This is a genomic window from Pseudorhizobium marinum, assembly GCF_000705355.1.
GTDB lineage: Bacteria > Pseudomonadota > Alphaproteobacteria > Rhizobiales > Rhizobiaceae > Neorhizobium > Neorhizobium pelagicum.
In genome coordinates, this window is sequence record NZ_JMQK01000001.1 from 91,035 (window position 1) to 110,877 (window position 19,843).

Consider the following 19,843-nt stretch of genomic DNA (forward strand, 5'->3'; position numbering starts at 1 on the left):
CCATGCTGCTGATCCATTGCCCCTATTGCGAAGACGACCGCTCGGAGCTCGAATTCCGCTGGGCCGGTGAGGCGCACATTGCCAGGCCGGACAATATTGCCGAGATCACCGACGAGGCCTTCGCCGACTACTTCTTCCTGCGCGACAACGACAAGGGTGTCACCTATGAGCGCTGGCGCCACATCCATGGCTGCGGAAGGTTCTTCAATGCGGCGCGCGATACCGTCAGCGACCGGTTCCTGACGACCTACAGGGCGGGTCTGGCAAAACAGCCGGTAGCCGACGTGGCAGCGACCGAGCAGACCATCGAGACCTATGAGCAGACGGAAGGGGACGCGCGATGAGCGGCTCTCCGAACAATCTCGGCGCCTTCCGCATCAAGGGTGCCGGCCGGCTGACGCCGGCGCGTACGGCGCGTTTCACCTTCGACGGAAAGAGCTATACGGCGATGGAAGGCGATACGGTCGCCTCCGCGCTGCTGGCGCATGGCGTGCATCTCGTCGGCCGCTCGTTCAAGTATCACCGCCCACGCGGCATCCTGTCGGCCGGGCCGGAGGAGCCGAATGCGCTGCTCGATGTCGCACGCGACAGTGCCCGCCGGCAGCCGAACGTGCGCGCGACCGTGCAGGAAGTCTTCGACGGCGCGAAGATCGCCTCGCAGAACCGCTGGCCGTCGCTGGCCTTCGACGTCGGTGCCGTCAACAACCTGCTGTCGCCCTTCTTTGCAGCAGGCTTCTACTACAAGACCTTCATGTGGCCGCGCGAGGCCTGGTCGAAGCTCTACGAGCCGATCATCCGCCGGGCCGCAGGCCTCGGCGTGGCGCCGAAGGAAGAGGATCCCGACCACTACGCCAACCGGTTCGCCCATTGCGACGTGCTGATCGCCGGCGCCGGTGTCGCCGGACTGACGGCGGCATTGTCGGCAGCGGCCACCGGTGCGGAGGTCATCCTGGTCGACGAGCAGCCGGAGGTCGGCGGCGCGCTGCATTTCGACGCGTCCACCATGATCGACGGGCAGAACGGCTATGACTGGGCGCAGGCGACGGCGGCGAAGCTTGCCGCCATGCCGAACGTGCGCATCCTCGCCCGCACCACCGTCTTCGGCTATTACAACCACGGCTTCCTCGGACTGGCGGAGCGGGTGACCGATCATCTGGCGCGCCCCGGTCGCGATCTGCCGCGCGAGCGCCTCTGGCAGGTGCGCGCCAAGCGGGTCATCCTCGCCACCGGCGCCATCGAGCGGCACATGGTGTTTGCCAACAACGACCGGCCCGGCATCATGCTGGCGTCGGCGGCGCGCACCTTCCTCAACCACCACGGCGTCACGGTCGGCCGCAAGGTCGGGGTCTACACGGCCCATGATAGCGCCTATGAGGCGGCCTTCGACCTGAAGCGCGCGGGCGTGACCATCGCCGCCATCGTCGACAGCCGGGCCAGACCCGGCGATGCGGTTGTGGCGGAGGCGAAGCGGCTAGGGATCGAGGTGCTGGCCGGACATGCGGTGCTCGACACCTCGGGCCGGCTGCGGATCTCCTCGATGAAGGTCGCCCGCGTGGGCAGCACCGAAAGCCGCAAGATCGCCGTCGACGCGCTGATCGTCTCGGCCGGCTGGACGCCGTCGGTGCATCTCTTCTCGCAGTCGCGCGGCAAGCTGCGCTACGACGAAGCCAACCAGCGCTTCCTGCCGGATATCTATGCGCAGGACTGCGTTTCCGTCGGCGCCTGCAACGGCACGGACGAGATTGCAGCCCTGATCGACGAGGCGGGTGCGGCGGGCGGCGGCACGGTGGCCACCGGCGGCGAAAGCAGATTTGCCTGGACCGGCGGCATGATCGGCGCTGCCGAAGGCGCCGGCCCGGACACGACGGTCAAGGCCTTCGTCGATTTCCAGCACGACGTGACCGCCAAGGACATCCGGCTTGCGGTGCGCGAGGGCATGCATTCGATCGAGCACATCAAGCGCTTCACCACGAACGGCATGGCCTCCGACCAGGGCAAGCTGTCGAACATGCACGGGCTGGCGATTGCCGCCGAAATGCTCGACCGGCCGCTGCCGACGGTGGGGCTCACCACCTTCCGGGCACCCTATACGCCGGTCACCTACGGCACGCTCGTCAGCCATTCCCGCGGCGACCTGTTCGACCCGGCGCGGCAGACGCCGATGCACGCGCTGCAGGCGGCAGCCGGCGCCGCGTTCGAGGATGTCGGCAACTGGAAGCGCGCCTGGTATTTCCCGCGGCGCGGCGAGGACATGGCGGCGGCCGTCAACCGCGAGTGCCGCACGGTGCGCGAGGTGGCGGGCGTCTTCGATGCCTCGACGCTCGGCAAGATCGAGGTGGTCGGGCCGGATGCGGCAAAATTCCTGAACCTTCTCTATACCAATGCCTGGGACACCCTGAAGCCGGGCAAGAGCCGCTACGGGATCATGACGCGCGAGGACGGCTTCGTCTATGACGATGGTGTCGTCGGGCGGCTGGCGGAAGACCGCTTCCACGTCACGACGACCACCGGCGGCGCGCCGCGGGTGCTGCACCATATGGAAGACTATCTGCAGACGGAGTTCCCGGACCTGAAGGTCTGGCTGACCTCGACCACCGAGCAGTGGGCGGTGATCGCGGTGCAGGGGCCGAAGGCACGCGAAATCATCGCGCCGCTGGTCGAGGGGCTGGATCTCTCCAACGAGGCCTTCCCGCACATGAGCGTTGCCGAATGCAGCGTGATGGGCGTGCCGGCACGCCTGTTCCGGATGTCGTTCACCGGCGAACTCGGCTTCGAGGTCAACGTCCCGGCCGACTACGGTGCGGCCGTCTGGACGGCGATCCGGGAGCGGACGGAGGCGCTGGGAGGCTGCCTCTACGGCACCGAGACCATGCACGTGCTGCGCGCCGAGAAGGGCTATATCATCGTCGGCCAGGACACCGATGGCACGGTGACGCCGGACGACGCCGGGCTCGGCTGGGCGGTCTCCAAGAAGAAAACGGACTTCGTCGGCATCCGCGGTCTGAAGCGCCCCGATCTGATGCGCGACGGCCGCAAGCAGCTGGTCGGGCTGCTCACCAACCGGCCGAGCGACGTGCTGGAGGAGGGCGCGCAGATCGTCGCCGATCCGAACCAGCCGAAGCCGATGACCATGCTCGGCCATGTCACCTCCGCCTACTGGTCGGAGAACTGCGGCCGCTCGATTGCCATGGCGCTGGTCGCCGGCGGACGGGCGCGCATCGGCCAGACGCTCTACGTGCCGATGCAGGACAGGACGATCGCGGTCGAGGTGACCGACCCCATGTTCTTCGACAAGGAAGGAGGCCGGATCCATGGCTGATGTGGCAACCCGAACCACGCCGCTTGGCGGCGTCCATGGCGGCTCCGCCTCCGTCCAACTGACGCCGGCCGCACCGGCCGAGCGTCTGTCACTGCGAGCGGCTTCCGGCGATGTGGCGGCGCTTTCGCGCGCCCTCGGCCTCGAGTTGCCCGAGCGCCCGAAGACATCCGCTTCGGCCGGCGGGCGCACGGCGCTCTGGCTGGGTCCTGACGAATGGCTGGTGATCGGCGAGGGGCAGGGCGGGCTGATGGCCGCCTGCGCCGCATCCGGCGCGCTGCACTCGGCCGTCGACGTCTCGCACCGGAACACGGCGATCCTCGTCGAGGGACCGGGAGCTGCGGCGACAATCAATGCAGGCTGCCCGCTCGATCTGTCGCTGAAGGCTTTCCCGGTCGGCGCCTGCACGCGCACGATCTTCGGCAAGGTCGAGATCGTGGTGCTCAGGACCGGCGAAGAAGCCTTCCGGGTCGAGGTGTGGCGGTCGTTTTCGGAGTATGCGTTCGGCCTGCTGGCGGAAGGGGCGACGGACGCGGCACTCTAGGGCGTGTTCGCCGCGCTACTCGCCGGGTTGGCGATGCTTGTGCTTGCGGTCGAGATCCCACTCGTGCAGGCGCACAGCCGTGTAGGCCACGACGGCGATGATCGCGGGCATTCCGAATGAAACAAAGAGCCATTCTGCAGTCATCGGAGTTTCCTCAATACGCGTCTTGCCATGTAATGTAGGAAGACAGCGATCATAAGCCAACCGAGAAAATAGCCTAGCACAGCCAGGCCGAGCTGAACAGCGGTCGGACCTATGCCATACAGCAGTGCAGCGATCGGCGTGACCACACCGACCGTCACGCATGCCGTCGACGTCCGATCCAGTGCATTGGCCAACAGCTTCGTCTGCTCCACTTCCGCGATGTTCAGATCGGTCATGACCAGCCCTTCCACTTGACCCAGCGGCCATGGAAATCGGCGCGGCCGAGGTCCTGGTGTTCGCCGCCCGGCCAGATCTGCAGGCGGATCGCGGCGCCGTCGGCTTCCATCGCCAGCCGGGCGAGCGGCGCCTCCGGCGTTGCGCGACTGCCGGCCTCGGCGATTATGGTCTCACCTTCGGCTTGATCGTCAGGCGGCAGATATTGCCATGCGATCGAGTGGTAGAGGACACGCACCGCACCTTCGGCCGGCCGTGCCAGCACCCGCGGCAGCCAGGAGAGGGCGTCGGCGCGTTCGACGGTCGGCGGTGCGGGAGCGGCGATTGCCAGGGCTGCGGTCAGCCGATCCATGCGGTCCCGCTGGTCAGCCCAGACATAGGACATCAGCCGCAGCCGGTCGTCCGGCGAGGTCGGATCGAGCGGGTTGAGGTCGCAGCCGAGGCGGTGCCGGACACGGACGTCGGCAAGCGGCGGGTTCGGGCCCTGCCAGTCGGGCGCCAGATGAACCGCCGAGGCCAGGTCGCCCCATTCGCTCCCGCCGAGACGGTAATGGTATCTGTCCCACTGCAGGTTGAGGCCGGCACTGGCGCCGATCTCGAGCACGTCGAGCGGTAGGCCGAACCGCGCGGCAATCGTCAGGAAGCCCGGAAGCAGGACGGCGGCGCGGCGGATCTCGTTGGTCTGCGGCGCAGACGTGAGGCGGTCGAGGATGAAAGGTGCGTGACGGCTGGTGGCCGCGGCGATCGCCGTCCAAAGCGCGTCATCGGCGACGGCATGCTGCGGATAGGCCGCCTTCAGCTGTTCATCCCGGTCGGACAGCACGAGCGCATGCAGGGCACCGGCAAAGCGCAAGGGAAGCGCATCGCTGCCGCCGGAGGCGTCGCCCGGCCATGCGAGGATGGTGCGGAAGACCGCGCCGGATGTATCAAGCCTTGCCGCCGCCATCCGGCAGAGCCTTGCGGTGAAGGGCGAGCCGAGGGCCGTGCAGGCGCGCGCCTGCCGCTCGAAGGCCGCGCGAACGCTATCCTCGCTCATGCCTGCACCTTCACAGCGACAGAGCGAGAGACTTTTCCCGCTCGATGTACTCGCGCTGCCTGTCGGTGATGTAGTCGCGGGTGATGGGGGCTGCGTCGCGGGTGCGCGAGAGCTGCATGTGGAAGACCAGCTGGCTGCCGGTGCGGAACATCATCTCGGCGCTGATCAGGTAGAATTCCCACATGCGCGCGAAGCGGTCGTCATAGAGGGCAATGACCTGCTCGCGATTGGCCTCGAAGCGCTCGCCCCAGTGAGCCAGCGTCGTGGCGTAGTGCACACGCAGGAATTCCAGGTCGGAGACCCAGAGGCTGTTCCTCTCGACACTGTCGAAGACCTCCGAGAGCGCCGGCGAATAGGCGCCGGGGAAGATGTATTTCCTGAGCCAGGGGCTCGCCATGCCGGGCGGGCTCATGTGGCCGATGGAGTGCAGCACAGCAATGCCGTCGTCCGGCATCAGGGTGTTGAGGTGCGAGAAGAACTCGTCGTAGTGCTGAACGCCGACATGCTCGAACATTCCAACGGAGACGATGCGGTCGAAGCGGTCGTCCACGTCGCGGTAGTCGCGCAGCTCGAGTTTTACCCGGTCGGATAGCCCCTCCTTCTGCGCGCGCTGCGAGGCCAGCTTCTGCTGTTCCCGCGACAGCGTGACGCCGGTCACCTGCACGTTTTCCAGCTTCGCCAGGTAGAGCGCGAGGTCTCCCCAGCCGCAGCCGATGTCGAGGACGCGCATGCCCTCCTTCAGGCAGAGCTTGGAGGCGAGCAGCCGCAGCTTGTTGCGCTGTGCCTGTTCCAGCGTCTCCGTCGGTTCGCGGAAGTAGGCGCAGGAATAGAGCATGTTGTCGTCGAGGAAGAGCTTGTAGAAGGCATTGCCGAGGTCATAGTGGTGGGCGACGTTCTGCTGCGCCTCGCCTTTCTGGTTCGACTGCTGGCGATTGCGAAAGCGCATCTTCACCGCCCGGATCGCCTTCTGCAGCGGGTAGGAGCCGAGCGAGAGGCGGTTGATGGAGAAGAGGGTCAGGAAGTCGCGGAGCGACGAGCCCTCCTCGAAGCGCATGGTTCCGTCCATATAGGCTTCGCCTGCGGCCAGTTCCGGATTGAAGACCAGCGTCCGATAGAGCCGTTTGTCCGTCAGCCTCATCGTCACCTCGGGGCCGGGCGTGCCGGCGAAGACGTGGCGTTTGCCGTTTGCGTCGATGACGGTGAGCTGTCCTTTGCGGATGAAGGACTTCATCATGTGGGAAAGCGGAAACATCAGACCTCGCGTATCGTTTACTGTCGATAGGGACGGGATGCGCATGCTGTCTGCGGCCTAGACCTCCGGCGGCCGGTCCTTGGGGTCGAATTGCACGATGGTGATCCAGCTGGCGGTCAGCGCCGGCTTCTTTTCGTTCTCGATCTCCACCGAGACGTCATAGGTGGTCATCAGCATGCCGGCGCCGCGAAATCGCGCATCGCTCAGGGTGAAGTGGCCCCTGACCCGCCTGCCGGACTTCACCGGTGACATGAAGCGGATCTTGTCGAAGCCGTAGTTCAGCCCCATGGTCTGCTCGCGGATCGTCGGCAGGCAGGCGAAATTCATCGCCGACATCAGCGACAGCGTCAGGAAGCCGTGAGCGATCGTGCCGCCGAAGGGGCTTTCCGCCGCCGCCCGTGCCGGATCGACGTGGATGAACTGGTGGTCAAGCGTGGCGTCCGCGAAGCGGTCGATCATCTGCTGGTCGACGAGGATCCACTCCGAGACCCCGAGGACCTGCCCGATCAGACCCGGCACATCCGCCAGCGATATTTCTCGTGCCATCGTCCCTCACTGATTCCGCTTCGCCGAGAGAGCAATGTACAGAGTTTGCGCCGCTTGGGTAGGAGGCGCGTGCAGTGCAGCGTGACCGGCCTCAGGTCGCGATGCAGAAGGTGACCGAACGGGCAAGGGCGGCGCCGTCCCAGCTTGCCTCGTCGGGCAGGCTGCGCCAGCCGCTTCCCGGCAGGACGAAGGGCCAGGTCTTTCGGCTGCGGTTGAAGATGGCGGCAAGGCGCACGGTCCTGTCGGTGCGGCGATCGAGCGTCTTCAGGACAACGGCCACCACGGAAGCGTCGGGATCCTGCCAGTCCTCGGGCGTCATCGGATCGCCCGACGCCTTGAGCCAGTCGATGTCGTCGCCGGCGTCGACGAAGAAGCCGCATTCGGAGAAGACGGAGAAGCGCTTGCGGAGGCCGGAGAGCATGGCCGTGTGTGCGATCAGTTCGTCGTCGAGTGCGGCCCAGTCGACCCAGGTGATGGCGTTGTCCTGGCAGTAGGCGTTGTTGTTGCCGCCCTGGCTGCGGCCGGCCTCGTCGCCGGCGGTCAGCATGATGGCGCCGCGGGTCAAAAACAGCGTCGAGAGCAGCGCCATGACGTCGCGGCGGCGCGCCGAGAGGATCGACGGGTCGTTGGTCTTGCCTTCGGTGCCGTTGTTCCAGGAGAAGTTGTCGTGGTGGCCGTCGCGGTTCTCCTCGCCATTGGCGTGGTTGTGGCGGTTCTCGTAGGAGACCATGTCCATCAGGGTGAAGCCGTCGTGGGCGGCGACGAAGTTGACGCTGCGGGTGTGGTGGTGGCCGTGGCGGGCGAAGATGTCGGAGGAGCCCGCCAGCCGGGTGGCGAGATCGCCCATCGTCCAGCGGTCGCCGCGCCAGAAGCGGCGCATGTCGTCGCGGGCGCGGTCGTTCCATTCCAGGAAGGGCGGCGGGAAGTTGCCGAGCTGGTAGCCGCCGGGGCCGATGTCCCAGGGTTCGGCGATGAGCAGCCGGTCGGAGAGGATCGGGTCCTCGATCATCGCCCGCAGCGTCTCGCTGTCGGCGGAAAATCCGTGCCCGGTGCGGCCAAGGATTGGCGCAAGGTCAAAGCGGAAGCCGTCGATCCCGGCGTGAACCACGAAGTGGCGCAGGCTGTCGAGGATCAGGCGGCGCACGAAGGGGTGGTCGCAGGCGACCGTATTGCCGGTGCCGGTGTCGTTCACCAGCGTGCCGGGATGCCCGTCGACATGGCGGAAGCAGGCGAGGTTGTCGAGGCCGCGCAGCGAGAGCGTCGGGCCGGCGCGGTCGCTTTCGCCGGTGTGGTTGAAGACGAGGTCGAGGACGACGCCGATGCCGGCCGCGTGCAGGGCCGCCACCGTCTGGCGCAGTTCGGCGATGCCGCCCGGCACGAGCCGCGGATCGAGCGCCATGAAGCCGACCGGGTTGTAGCCCCAGCCGTTGGTCAGCCCGAGCGGCGGCAGGTGGCGCTCGTCGATCCAGGCGGTGATCGGCATCAGTTCCACCGCATCGACGCCGATGCGTTTCAGGTGGGCGATGACGGAAGGATGGGAGAGGGCGGCGACCGTCCCGCGCTGGTCTTCGGGAACCTCCGGATGGAGCATGGTGAAGGGGCGGACGGCCACCTCGTAGACCAGGCCGCCGGTGCGGAAGCGGGGCGCCTCTTTTGAGAGAGGTTGATGCCGGCGAACGATCGCCTTCGGCATCAGGTCGGCAGTGTCGACGCCGAACTGGCTAAGACGGCTGTCGTAGACGAAGGGCCGGTCTATCTCGGTGGCATAGGGGTCTAGCAGCAGCTTGGACGGATCGAACCAGAGGCCGCGGTCGGGATCGTAGGTGCCGTGGGCGCGGTAGCCGTAGCGGGTGCCGTCGCCGGCGCTCGGCACGGACAGGCGGTGGATGTCGTCGCTGCCTCGTTGCATCGGCAGGCGGGCCGTCTCGCGGGCGCCGGTGGCGTCGAAGAGGCAGAGCTCGATGGTATCGGCGTGCCCGGACCAGACGGCGAAGTCGGTGCCTGTGGATGTGAGGGTTGCGCCGAGGGCTTGCGCTGTCACGACCAATGTCTCCCCGTCTCGTGTTGCTGCTTGAATGAGACCGACCCGGTGCGGCCAGGCTCCCCCGATCTCCCTCCTTGTGGGGAAGATGTCACCGAAGGTGACAGAGGGGGGGCGCAACAGCGCGGCAGACGGGTTCTTGAACCTGGGGCGACGAGGCTACATCCCTCTGCCCTGCCGGGCATCTCCCCCACAAGGGGGGAGATCGATCCGTGGTAATGCCGGCGTTCTTCCCTGCGTGTCACGTGATGACCGTCGGTCCGTCGCGGCCGGTGCGCTTGGCGATCTCGGCGATCTCGTCGGCGACGGAGATGAGGTCGGCGAGTGCCGCCTGGGTTTCGACATCATGGCGGGCGGCGTCCGGCTCGTAGCGCTCGACGTAAAGGCGCAGAGTCGCGCCGGAGGTGCCGGTGCCCGACAGGCGGAAGACGACGCGGCTGCCGCCTTCGAAGAGGACGCGGATGCCCTGTTTCGTGCTGACGGAACCGTCGATCGGGTCGGTGTAGGCGAAGTCGTCGGCCGCCTCGACCTTCAGGTCGCCGAAGGCCTGGCCGGGCAGTGACGCGAGCTTTTCGCGGAGCGCGTCCATCAGGCCATTGGCCGCGTCGGTGTCGACCTCCTCGTAGTCGTGGCGGGAATAATAGTTGCGGCCGTATTCCGCCCAGTGCTTGCGGACGATCTCGGCGACGCTCTCCTTGCGGACGGCGACGATGTTCAGCCAGAAGAGGATCGCCCAGAGGCCATCCTTCTCGCGCACATGCGAAGAGCCGGTGCCGAAGCTTTCCTCGCCGCAGACGGTGACCTTGCCGGCATCCATCAGGTTGCCGAAGTATTTCCAGCCGGTCGGCGTCTCGTACATGCCAAGCCCCAGCTTCTCGGCGACGCGGTCGGCGGCGGCACTCGTCGGCATGGAGCGGGCTATGCCGGCGATCCCGTCGGCATAGCCCGGTGCGCATCTGGCGTTGGCGGCGATGATGGCGAGGCTGTCGGAGGGGGTGACGAACATGCCCTTGCCGACCACCATGTTGCGGTCGCCGTCGCCATCGGAGGCGGCGCCGAAGTCGGGGCCGTCGGCGCTCATCACGTCGTCATACAGTTCCTTGGCGTGGACGAGGTTGGGGTCCGGGTGGTGTCCGCCGAAATCCGGCAGGGGCGTTGCATTGCGCACGGAACCCGCCGGCGCGCCGAGGCGCTTCTCCAGGATCTCCGTGGCATAGGGGCCGGTGACGGCGCCCATGGAATCGATGACGACGCGGAAGCCGCCGGAGATCAGGTCTTGGATGGCGGCGAAATCGAAGAGTTCCTCCATCAGCGCGGCGTAATCGGTAACCGGGTCGATGACCTCCACCGTCATGCCGGCGAGGTCGAAGCTACCGACCGTGTCGAGGTCGATATCGGCGGCGTCGGCAATCCGGTATTCCTCGATGATCCTGGACCGCTCGAAGATCGCCTCGGTGATCTTCTCCGGCGCCGGACCGCCGTTGCCGATGTTGTACTTGATGCCGAAGTCCTCGGTCGGGCCGCCGGGGTTGTGGCTGGCCGACAGGATGATGCCGCCGAAGGCCTTGTACTTGCGAATCACGTGGGAGGCGGCGGGCGTTGACAGGATGCCGCCCCGGCCGACCATGACCTTGCCGAAGCCGGCAGCCGCCGCCATCTTCAGCACCTTCTGGATGACCTCGCGGTTGTAGTAGCGGCCGTCGCCGCCCACCACCAGCGTCTGTCCGGCAAAGCCTTCCAGCGAATCGAAGATCGACTGGATGAAGTTCTCCGCATAGTTCTCCTGGGCAAAGACAGGGACCTTCTTGCGCAGGCCGGATGTGCCGGGCTTCTGGTCCTTGTAGGGAGCGGTCGGAACAGTCCTGATCATCGTCTTATCGGCCTTTCGTTGTCAGTCGGGCGTAGAGCGCGGCATAGACGCCGGCGCTCTTGTCCCAGGATACGTCGGATTTCATGCCCTGCTTCTGCATGCCGAGCCAGGCCTTCTGATCGCCGTAGAGGCGGAAGGTGCGGCGCAAGGCACGGCGCAGGCCGTCTGCGGTCGTCGGGCCGAAGCTGATGCCGGTCGCGACCTTCGCGGCGAGGGCTGCGGGATTGGCGTCGATCACCGTATCGTTGAGGCCACCGGTGCGGGTGACCACGGGCACGCAACCATAGCGCAGGCCGTAGAGCTGTGTCAGCCCGCAGGGCTCGAAGCGGGAAGGGATGAGGATGGCGTCGGCGCCCGCCTGCATCAGATGCGACAGCGGCTCGTCATAGCCGGTGATGATCGCAACACGGCCGGGATGCCGTGTTGCCGTGTGGCGGAAGGCGTCTTCAAGCCAGGGCTCGCCGGAACCGAGGACAGCAAGGCGACCGCCCTGGGCCACGAGGTCGCCGACGCATTCGGCGAGCAGGTCCATGCCCTTCTGCCCCGTCAGCCGCGACACGACGCAGAACAGCGGGCCATCGTCGTGCTCGAGGCCGAAGCGCTCGGCGACGGCGCGCTTGTTCGTTCCACGGTTCTTGAGGTTGGCTGCACCATAATTGGCCTTGAGCAGCGGGTCGCGCTCCGGGTTCCAGACATCGGCATCGATGCCGTTGACGATGCCGTGCAGGTCGCTGGCGCGGGAGGCGAGCACGCCTTCCATGCCCATGCCGAATTCGGCGGTGAGGATCTCCTCGGCATAGGTGGGGCTGACGGTGCTGATCGCCGCTGCCGCCTGGACGCCTGCCTTCAGGTAGCCGACGCCGCCCCAATACTCGATGCCTTCGACATCGTAGGCATCCGGCGGCAGGCCGAGATGGGGGAAGATGTCGACGCCGTAGCGGCCCTGGAAGGCGATGTTGTGGATCGTCATCAGGCTCGGCGGTGCGGGTCTTCCGGCATAGCGCAGATAGGCCGGCAGCAGTCCGGTCTGCCAGTCGTGCACATGCACGAGATCGGGCCGCCAGCCTTCGATCTTTCCGAGCGCGATATCGGCTCCGGCGCGCGAAAGGGCGGCAAAGCGGCGCCAGTTGTCGGGATGATCCTGGCCGTCCGTGCCGAGGTAGGGGCCGCCCGGCCGGTCGAACAGCGCGGGGGCGTCGAGGACGAGCAGGTCGAGCCCGTCGTGCTCACCCTCCAGGACGGTTGCCGGGTGGCCCAGCAGGTCGTCGAAACGGAGGCAGGGCTTGAGGCCCTTCACCGCCGTCATCACGGCAGGGTAGCCCGGAACCAGGGTGCGGGTGCGAATGCCGTGCTGGCGAAGCGCCAGCGGCAGGGCGCCCGCGACGTCGGCGAGCCCCCCGGTCTTGACCAGCGGATAGATTTCGGATGCGACCGAGAGGACGTTCATGCGGCGTTACAGATCCAGTTTGTCGATCATCGGCTGGGTGATCAGGCAGATGCCGCTTTCGGTGCGGCGGAAGCGCTTTGCATCGAGTTCCGGATCCTCGCCGACGACGAGGCCCTCGGGAATGGTTACATTGGAATCGATGACGACATTGCGAAGCTGCGCCCGGCGCCCGACCCTGACGTTGGGAAGCACCACCGCACCGTCGAGCCGCGAATAGGAATTGGCGCGGACCCCGGTGAAGAGCAGGCTGCGGTGCAGGCTGGAGCCGGAGATGATGCAGTCGCCCGAGACGACGGAGGAGATGGCCGAACCGCGGCGGTCCTCGTCGTCGTGGACGAATTTGGCCGGCGGGGTGATTTCCGCATAGGTCCAGATCGGCCAGGACTTGTCGTAGATGTCGAGCTCCGGCAGCACCGCCGTCAGGTCGATGTTGGCCTGCCAGTAGGCCTCGATGGTGCCGACGTCGCGCCAGTAGGACTCGCGCTCGAAATCGGAACGGACGCAGGAATTGGCGAAGCGATGGGCGACCGCCGTGCCGTTCTTGACGATCCAGGGAATGATGTCCTTGCCGAAGTCGCGATTGGACGACGGATCGGCGGCGTCGCGCCTCAGCGCCTCGAACAGGAACTTCGTGTGGAAGACGTAGATGCCCATCGACGCCAGGGCGAAATCCGGCTTGTCGGGCATGCCCGGCGGGTCGGCGGGCTTCTCGACGAAATCGATGATCTCGTCCTTTTCGTTGACGTGCATGACGCCGAAGCCGGTCGCCTCCATGCGGGGAACTTCCAGGCAGCCGACCGTCACGTCGGCGCCGGAATCCACGTGCTGCTGGAGCATGAACTCATAGTCCATCTTATAGACGTGGTCGCCGGCCAGGATGACCATGTATTCGGGGTTGTAGGCTTCGATGATGTCGATGTTCTGGTAGACGGCGTCGGCCGTGCCTTCGTACCACTGCGTCTCGGAGACGCGCTGCGAGGCGGGCAGGATGTCGAAGCTCTCGTTGCGCTCCGGCCGCAGGAAGCCCCAGCCGTGCTGCATGTGCCTGATCAGCGAATGGGCCTTGTACTGGGTGGCGACGCCGATGCGGCGGATGCCGGAGTTCAGCGCATTGGAGAGCGCAAAGTCGATGATGCGCGCCTTGCCGCCGAAATAGACGGCGGGCTTGGCGCGCCGGTCGGTCAGTTCCTTCAGACGGCTGCCGCGGCCGCCTGCCAGGACATAGGCCATGGCATCGCGTGCCAGCGGCTGGTATCTCTTGTCGTCCATCGTCGTCCTCCCCCCTTGTTATGCCTGTTCCAGTTCGAGCATGATTGTCGCCAACGGCGGTAAAGTCATGGTCGCGCTTATGGTTCCTCCCGCATCGACGGCCTGCACGCGGCCGCCGTTGCCCTTGCCGCTGCCGCCGTAGATTTCCGCATCGGTGTTGAGAATTTCACGCCACCGGCCCGCAGTCGGCAAGGGGATGCGGTGGTTTTCGCGGTAGACGGGCGTGAAGTTGGTGATCACCGCCACCGGCTTTTCGCCGGGCGCCAGCCGCAGCCAGGCGAAGACGGAATTCTCGTCGTCATCAGCGACCAGCCACTGGAAGCCCTCCGGCTCGCAGTCGCGGGCGTGCAGGGCAGGCTTGGAGCGGTAGGCGATGTTCAGATCGCGCACGAGACGCCGCATGCCTTCGTGCTGGTGGTAGTGCAGGAGGTTCCAGTCGAGCGCCTTTGCCTCGCTCCATTCGCTCCACTGCGCGAATTCCTGTCCCATGAACAGCAGCTTCTTGCCCGGATAGCCCCACATGAAGGCGTAGTAGGCGCGCAGGTTGGCGAACTTCTGCCAGTCGTCGCCGGTCATCTTGGCGATCAGCGAACCCTTGCCATGGACCACCTCGTCGTGGCTCAGCGGCAGCACGAAGTTTTCGGAAAAGGCGTAGACGAGGCCGAAGGTGATCTCGTGGTGGTGGTGCTTGCGGTGGATCGGCTCGCGGCTCATGTAGCTCAGCGTGTCGTGCATGAAGCCCATGTTCCACTTGAAGCCGAAGCCGAGACCGCCTTCGTGGACCGGATGCGAGACCTTCGGCCAGGAGGTGGATTCCTCGGCGATGGTCATGACGCCCGGATGGTTGCCGTAGGAGAGCGTGTTGAGCTTCTGCAGGAAGCGCACGGCCTCCAGGTTTTCGCGGCCACCGTATTCGTTGGGGATCCATTCGCCGTGCTTGCGCGAGTAGTCGAGGTAGAGCATCGAGGCCACGGCGTCGACGCGAAGACCATCGAGATGGAATTTTTCGGCCCAGTAGAGCGCGTTGTTGATCAGATAGGACAGCACCTCGAGGCGACCGAAGTTGTAGATCGCCGTGTTCCAGTCCGGGTGGAAGCCCTTGCGCGGATCCTCGTGCTCGTAGAGCGCGGTGCCGTCGAAGTGGCTGAGGCCGTGCGCGTCCGTCGGGAAATGCGCCGGCACCCAGTCGAGGATGACGCCGATGCCGACCTTGTGGCAGCCGTTGACGAAGCGGGCAAAGCCTTCCGGATCGCCGAAGCGGGCGGTGGGCGCGTAGAGCCCGGTCGTCTGGTAGCCCCAGGACGGATCATAGGGGTGTTCGGTGATCGGCAGGAACTCGATGTGGGTGAAGCCCATGTCGGTGACATAGGGGATCAGCCTTGAGGCGAGCTCGTCCCAGCTCAGGAAGCTGCCATCGTCGCGGCGCTGCCAGGAGCCGGCGTGGACCTCGTAGATGGAGACCGGCTGGCGGCGGTGATCGGCCTTCTCCCAGTGGCGCCGGTGCGCCTCGTCGTCCCAGTCCTGCTTCAGTTCTGGCGTCGTCACGGAGGCGTTCTTCGGCCGGAATTCGGCGCGGCGGGCGTAGGGATCCGCCTTCAACGGCAGCAGGTTGCCGTCCTTGCCGACGATCTCGAACTTGTAGGAGGAACCGACCGGCACGTCCGGGGCGAAGATCTCCCAGATGCCGGTATCGACGCGCAGGCGCATCACATGCAGCCGGCCATCCCAGTTGTTGAATTCCCCGACGACCGAGACGCGCCGCGCATTGGGGGCCCAGACGGCGAAATGGAAACCGTCGATGCCTTCATGACGGATCGGGTGGGCGCCCATCTTGTCGAAGAGGCGCAGATGCGACCCTTCGCGCACGAAATAGTCGTCCATCGGCCCCAGCACCGGACCGAAGCTGTAGGCATCGGTGACGGCCCATTCGTCGTCGCCGCGGCGGGCGCGGTAGCGGATCGGTCGCAGGTTCTCGGCGGTGACGGGGCCTTCGAAGAAGCCGGCCTCATGGCGCTGCTTCAGTTCGCCGATCGACGTGCCGTCGAGGGCGAAGACGTCGACGGCCTCGGCACCGGGAATGAAGCAGCGGACATGGTAGCCGCCCGCCAGCTGATGGATGCCGAGCACGGCGAAGGGGTTTGCATGCCGTCCTTCCAGGATCGCCTCTATCTCCGACGACGGGATTTCGCCAGGGGCTCTTCCGTCGTCAACAGCCAGTGGCGATCTTGTCATCAGGCTCTCCAGATCTCCGACGCGTACTGGCGAATAGTTCTGTCAGAGGAGAACCATCCCATCCGGGCGGTATTGCGAATCGTCTTTGAATACCAGGATTTAGGGTCGGTCCAGATTTGGTCAACGGTCCGCTGTGCGGCGGCGTAGGCATCGAAGTCGGCGGCGACCATGAACCAGTCGTGATTGTAGATGCCGTCGATCAGGCCGGCGAAACGCGACCGGTCGTCGGGAGAAAAGACGCCGGTGGCGATGGCGTCCAGCGCCTGCGCCAGCTCGCGGGAGCCTTCGATGATCTGCCGTGGCTCGTGGCCGGCGGCGCGGACATTGGCGACCTCTTCGGCGGTCATGCCGAAGATGACGATGTTGTCCTCGCCGACGTGATCGCGCATCTCGACATTGGCGCCGTCCAGCGTGCCGATGGTCAGCGCGCCGTTCAGCGCGAACTTCATGTTGCCGGTGCCGGAGGCTTCCATGCCGGCAGTCGAGATCTGCTCGGAGAGATCGGCGGCGGGCACCATCACCTCGGCCAGGGAGACGTTGTAGTTGGGAATGAAGACGATCTTCAGCAGGCCGCGCACGGCCGGGTCGTTGTTGATGACGCGGGCGACATCGTTGGCGAGCTTGATGATCAGCTTGGCGTTGTGATAGCTCGGCGCCGCCTTGCCGGCGAAGAGCTTGACGCGCGGCACCCAGTCGAGCTCGGGATGCGAGCGGATCTGGTCGTAGAGGGCGACCGCCTCGATGATGTTGAGGAGCTGGCGCTTGTATTCGTGGATGCGCTTGATCTGGATGTCGAACATGGCCGACGGATCGAGGCGCACGCCCATACGGCTGCCGACGAGATTGGCGAGCTGCACCTTGTTGGCCCGCTTGATGGTGGCGAACTTCTCCTGGAACGACGCGTCATCCGCATAGGCGTCGAGATCGCGCAGGGCCTCGGTGTCGTCGAGGAACTTCTCGCCGATCGTGTCGCGGATCAGCGCGGTCAGGTCCGGGTTGCACTGCATCAGCCAGCGGCGCGGGGTGATGCCGTTGGTCTTGTTGTTGATGCGGGTGGGATAGAGGGTGTGGAGGTCGGAGAAGACCGTGACCTTCATCAGGTCCGTGTGCAGCGCCGAGACGCCGTTCGTCGAATGTGAGCCGACGAAGGCGAGGTTGCCCATGCGCACGCGCCGGTCGCCGTTCTCGTCGATCAGCGAGATGGAGCGGATCTGCGTTTCGGTGAAGCGCTTCTCCTTGCGGGCCTCCAGCAGGATCTTGGCGTTGATGGCGTACACGAGCTGCATGTGGCGCGGCAAGAGCCGTTCGAACAGCGGCACCGGCCAGCTTTCCAGCGCCTCGGGCAGAAGCGTGTGGTTGGTATAGGAGAAGGTGTTGCGGGTGATCTCCCAGGCATCGTCGAAATCGACGCCGTGGACGTCGATCAGCAGGCGCAGCATCTCGCCGATCGACACCGCCGGATGGGTATCGTTCAGCTGGATGGCGACCTTGTCGGCCAGATTGGTGAAATCGGGATACTGCTGCAGGTGGCGGCGCAGGATGTCCTGGAGCGAGGCGGAGGAGAAGAAATACTCCTGGCGCAGGCGCAGTTCCTGGCCGGCGGCGGTGGCGTCGGCCGGATAGAGGACGCGGGTGAGGCTTTCGGCCTTGTTGCTTTCGCGCAGCGCGCCGATGTGATCGCCGGCGTTGAAGGCGTCGAGCAGGATCGGGTCGATCGGCTGCGCCGACCAGAGCCGCAGGGTGTTGACGCGGTGGGCGCGCCAGCCGACGACCGGCGTGTCGTAGGCGGTGGCGATGACGCGCTCGGCCGGCTTCCAGACGTAGCGCGGCGGCTCGTCGTAGCCGCCGATCGTTTCCACCGAGCCGCCGAAGCCGATCTCGTAGGAGCTTTCGCGGCGTTCGAACTCCCAGGGGTTGCCGTGGGCGAGCCAGGTTTCCGGCAGTTCCACCTGCCAGCCGTCGGCCATCTGCTGGCGGAAGAGGCCGTGGACGTAGCGGATGCCGTAGCCATAGGCAGGGATGTCGACGGTCGCCATGGATTCCATGAAGCAGGCGGCAAGCCGCCCGAGGCCGCCGTTGCCAAGAGCCGCATCGGGTTCGAGGCCGGCGATGACGTTGAGGTCGACGCCGAGCGAGGCGAGCGCTTCCTTCAGCTCCGCCATGACGCCGAGATTGGAGACGGCATCGCGCAGGAGGCGGCCGATCAGGAACTCCAGCGACAGATAATAGACCCGCTTGTCGCCCGTGCGGTAGACGCGACGGGTGGATTCCATCCAGCGGTCGATGATGCGGTCGCGCACCACGAGGATCGCCGCCGTCAGCCAGTCATGCGGCTTGGCGACCTGCGCATCCTTGCCGATGCGGTAGGTCAGGCGCTCGATGATCTCTGCGGCGAGAATTTCCGGCTGCGTGCTGCGCGGCGTCGGCTGGGGTATGTCGACGTTAGGGCGGGTGTTTTCCATGGGCGTGCCAACTCTTCTGGTGGGGCAGGATGGGAGGTCCTGTCGGGTCCATCAGTCCTGATTTGCGTCGCCGTCAGTGTACGCATCCTTGCGGGATGCTTGCAACCAAGCGATTGAGGCGGCGGAAAAAAGGTGAGCGGTGAAGAGAGCCGGCGGCTGGCGGGGGAGCGGGGAGAACCCGCCGGTGGGGCGGGTTCTCCGGGAGTTGAATTAGCTGGAGAGGCGCGTGGCGGACTTCGCTGCCTTCTGGCCAATGGCCTTGAAGGCTTCGGTTAGAGCCGTCGCATCTTCTGGCTCAAAATAGTGGGCCGGACTGGAGGCACATGCCGACAATAGTTCCTGCCCCGCGTCGGGCGCCATAAAGGCGATGGCGTACACCTCCATCCCAGCTTTCTTGGCGTTATCGCAAGCATTCAATGTCTTGCTGTCAGCGCCGTTCACGTTGTTTTCCCCGTCGGTCATGAAGACGATATACTTAGACGGTTCTTCGTCACCGTTCATATTGTCATGGTAGGAGTTTTCCATGGGATCGGCGAGCAACGCATATGCCTTTTGCATCGCCTCTCCCGAGTTGGTGCGTCCGTCGGCTTCCAGACCGTTCACGGCCAAGAGAGCATTGGCAGTCCCCCAGTCCAGCGCGTAAGCCTTCTGCATCTTTTCATTGTAGGATACGGCTCCCGTTCGGACGAATTTTTGATCTGGATCGACCTTGTCCAATTCCCCCAGAAGATTGGCGGTTGCTTCTTTGAGTGCTTCCATCTTGGTTTGATAACCCATCCAGCAGCTCTTGAAGCCGAATATCACATAGCATTTCTCGATTTTGGTATTCGTGTTTTCGGCCATTGAACCGGACTGGTCGAGCACGAGATAAAGAGAAAGCGCGTCCGTCTTCTTCTCAGTTCCACTCGTGGAAACGCTATTCGTCGCGATATTCATCGTCTGGTAGCCCAGCATGCCCATCAGCGGTGTGAGCGCGAGATTATAGCTGGTGCCGACCGAAACCGTGAACTTCTTGCCGGCCGTGCTGGTCGTCGTGTTGATGTCCACATCCGTGCTGGCGGCCAATGCACTGGCGGCGTCGGCGCCCATATAGTTGCCCATCTGACCCAGGAAAAATTGCTTGGCCAAAGCTTCGGCAGCAGCTTCGTCGGCGACGTCGCCGTTCGCGAGGGCGGTGGCGGCGGCCAGGGCGGCGGAGTCGGAGGCTTCCTGAAGCTGGGTCTTCGACATCATCATGTTGGTCAGATCGAGGGCGACACCGCCGACGCCGAGCAGGACGGGGAGCAGGATCGCCGTCATCATGCCGAAATTGCCGCTGCGGTCGTGCAGCAGCCGCGCCATCTGTTGCCAGGTCGTCATCGCGTCTTCCCGTCCATGCATCTGAACCATGGGGAAGCTTTAGCAACAACTCGTGTAAGAAGGCCTAAACCGGTGCGTCGCGTTTTAGCAA

The 19,843-nt window shown here is 65.4% G+C and carries 15 protein-coding genes; 3 read left to right on the forward strand and 12 right to left on the reverse strand.

What is annotated here, in order from left to right:
* Positions 1–2: 2 nt before the first annotated feature.
* From EO99_RS0100485 to EO99_RS0100495, 3 genes are read left to right on the forward strand one after another with little or no spacing between them, the layout of a single operon-like run.
* Complete coding sequence (locus tag EO99_RS0100485; RefSeq protein WP_029616691.1) at positions 3–344, forward strand: sarcosine oxidase subunit delta; 342 nt, start codon at positions 3–5, stop codon at positions 342–344.
* Positions 341–3,319, forward strand: coding sequence for a sarcosine oxidase subunit alpha (locus EO99_RS0100490; protein WP_029616692.1), 2,979 nt, complete (start codon positions 341–343; stop codon positions 3,317–3,319). Before EO99_RS0100485 ends, EO99_RS0100490 begins: the two co-directional genes overlap by 4 nt.
* Entirely contained in the window at positions 3,312–3,860 is a 549-nt protein-coding gene (locus EO99_RS0100495; protein WP_029616693.1) for a sarcosine oxidase subunit gamma, read from the forward strand. The genes EO99_RS0100490 and EO99_RS0100495 overlap by 8 nt, the downstream gene beginning before the upstream one ends.
* 15 nt (positions 3,861–3,875) lie before the next feature.
* Here EO99_RS0100495 and EO99_RS28410 read toward each other — a convergent pair whose 3' ends face one another.
* From EO99_RS28410 to EO99_RS0100555, 12 genes are all read right to left on the reverse strand, one after another.
* A complete protein-coding gene (locus tag EO99_RS28410; RefSeq protein ID WP_268871271.1) occupies positions 3,876–4,004 on the reverse strand; it encodes a hypothetical protein in 129 nt (42 codons plus the stop codon).
* A complete protein-coding gene (locus EO99_RS0100505; RefSeq protein ID WP_029616694.1) occupies positions 4,001–4,240 on the reverse strand; it encodes a hypothetical protein in 240 nt (79 codons plus the stop codon). The genes EO99_RS28410 and EO99_RS0100505 overlap by 4 nt, the downstream gene beginning before the upstream one ends.
* Positions 4,237–5,274 carry a DUF2332 domain-containing protein gene (locus tag EO99_RS0100510; protein WP_029616695.1) on the reverse strand — a complete coding sequence of 346 codons (1,038 nt, stop codon included), beginning with the start codon at positions 5,272–5,274 and terminating at the stop codon, positions 4,237–4,239. Before EO99_RS0100510 ends, EO99_RS0100505 begins: the two co-directional genes overlap by 4 nt.
* 10 nt (positions 5,275–5,284) lie before the next feature.
* Positions 5,285–6,526, reverse strand: coding sequence for an SAM-dependent methyltransferase (locus EO99_RS0100515; RefSeq protein WP_029616696.1), 1,242 nt, complete (start codon positions 6,524–6,526; stop codon positions 5,285–5,287).
* A 57-nt stretch (positions 6,527–6,583) separates the two neighbouring features.
* Positions 6,584–7,072, reverse strand: coding sequence for a MaoC family dehydratase (locus tag EO99_RS0100520; protein WP_029616697.1), 489 nt, complete (start codon positions 7,070–7,072; stop codon positions 6,584–6,586).
* Between the two features lie 91 nt (positions 7,073–7,163).
* The gene (gene glgX / locus EO99_RS0100525) at positions 7,164–9,119 is read right to left on the reverse strand and encodes a glycogen debranching protein GlgX (RefSeq protein WP_029616698.1); all 1,956 of its coding nucleotides are present in this window, start codon (positions 9,117–9,119) and stop codon (positions 7,164–7,166) included.
* Between the two features lie 235 nt (positions 9,120–9,354).
* Complete coding sequence (locus tag EO99_RS0100530) at positions 9,355–10,983, reverse strand: alpha-D-glucose phosphate-specific phosphoglucomutase (RefSeq protein ID WP_029616699.1); 1,629 nt, start codon at positions 10,981–10,983, stop codon at positions 9,355–9,357.
* Positions 10,984–10,987: 4 nt separating this feature from the next.
* Positions 10,988–12,430, reverse strand: coding sequence for a glycogen synthase GlgA (glgA, locus tag EO99_RS0100535; RefSeq protein WP_029616700.1), 1,443 nt, complete (start codon positions 12,428–12,430; stop codon positions 10,988–10,990).
* A gap of 6 nt (positions 12,431–12,436) precedes the next feature.
* Positions 12,437–13,699: a glucose-1-phosphate adenylyltransferase gene (gene glgC, locus EO99_RS0100540; RefSeq protein WP_029616701.1), complete on the reverse strand. Its 1,263-nt coding sequence runs from the start codon at positions 13,697–13,699 to the stop codon at positions 12,437–12,439.
* Between the two features lie 18 nt (positions 13,700–13,717).
* Positions 13,718–15,931: a 1,4-alpha-glucan branching protein GlgB gene (glgB, locus tag EO99_RS0100545; protein ID WP_029616702.1), complete on the reverse strand. Its 2,214-nt coding sequence runs from the start codon at positions 15,929–15,931 to the stop codon at positions 13,718–13,720.
* On the reverse strand, positions 15,931–18,393 hold the full coding sequence (locus tag EO99_RS0100550; protein WP_029616703.1) for a glycogen/starch/alpha-glucan phosphorylase: 2,463 nt from the start codon (positions 18,391–18,393) through the stop codon (positions 15,931–15,933). Before EO99_RS0100550 ends, glgB begins: the two co-directional genes overlap by 1 nt.
* A gap of 210 nt (positions 18,394–18,603) precedes the next feature.
* Positions 18,604–19,752 (reverse strand): vWA domain-containing protein, encoded by a 1,149-nt coding sequence (locus EO99_RS0100555; protein ID WP_029616704.1) that lies wholly within the window; start codon positions 19,750–19,752, stop codon positions 18,604–18,606.
* Between the last annotated feature and the right edge of the window lie 91 nt (positions 19,753–19,843).

Coding starts and splice junctions, on each gene's coding strand:
- glgA (WP_029616700.1), bottom strand. CDS start 12,430: ATGAACGTCCTCTCGGTCGCATCCGAAATCTATCCGCTGGTCAAGACC.
- EO99_RS28410 (WP_268871271.1), bottom strand. CDS start 4,004: ATGACTGCAGAATGGCTCTTTGTTTCATTCGGAATGCCCGCGATCATC.
- EO99_RS0100520 (WP_029616697.1), bottom strand. CDS start 7,072: ATGGCACGAGAAATATCGCTGGCGGATGTGCCGGGTCTGATCGGGCAG.
- EO99_RS0100485 (WP_029616691.1), top strand. CDS start 3: ATGCTGCTGATCCATTGCCCCTATTGCGAAGACGACCGCTCGGAGCTC.
- glgB (WP_029616702.1), bottom strand. CDS start 15,931: ATGACAAGATCGCCACTGGCTGTTGACGACGGAAGAGCCCCTGGCGAA.
- glgC (WP_029616701.1), bottom strand. CDS start 13,699: ATGGACGACAAGAGATACCAGCCGCTGGCACGCGATGCCATGGCCTAT.
- EO99_RS0100510 (WP_029616695.1), bottom strand. CDS start 5,274: ATGAGCGAGGATAGCGTTCGCGCGGCCTTCGAGCGGCAGGCGCGCGCC.
- EO99_RS0100495 (WP_029616693.1), top strand. CDS start 3,312: ATGGCTGATGTGGCAACCCGAACCACGCCGCTTGGCGGCGTCCATGGC.
- EO99_RS0100530 (WP_029616699.1), bottom strand. CDS start 10,983: ATGATCAGGACTGTTCCGACCGCTCCCTACAAGGACCAGAAGCCCGGC.
- EO99_RS0100505 (WP_029616694.1), bottom strand. CDS start 4,240: ATGACCGATCTGAACATCGCGGAAGTGGAGCAGACGAAGCTGTTGGCC.
- EO99_RS0100490 (WP_029616692.1), top strand. CDS start 341: ATGAGCGGCTCTCCGAACAATCTCGGCGCCTTCCGCATCAAGGGTGCC.
- EO99_RS0100550 (WP_029616703.1), bottom strand. CDS start 18,393: ATGGAAAACACCCGCCCTAACGTCGACATACCCCAGCCGACGCCGCGC.
- EO99_RS0100555 (WP_029616704.1), bottom strand. CDS start 19,752: ATGACGACCTGGCAACAGATGGCGCGGCTGCTGCACGACCGCAGCGGC.
- EO99_RS0100515 (WP_029616696.1), bottom strand. CDS start 6,526: ATGTTTCCGCTTTCCCACATGATGAAGTCCTTCATCCGCAAAGGACAG.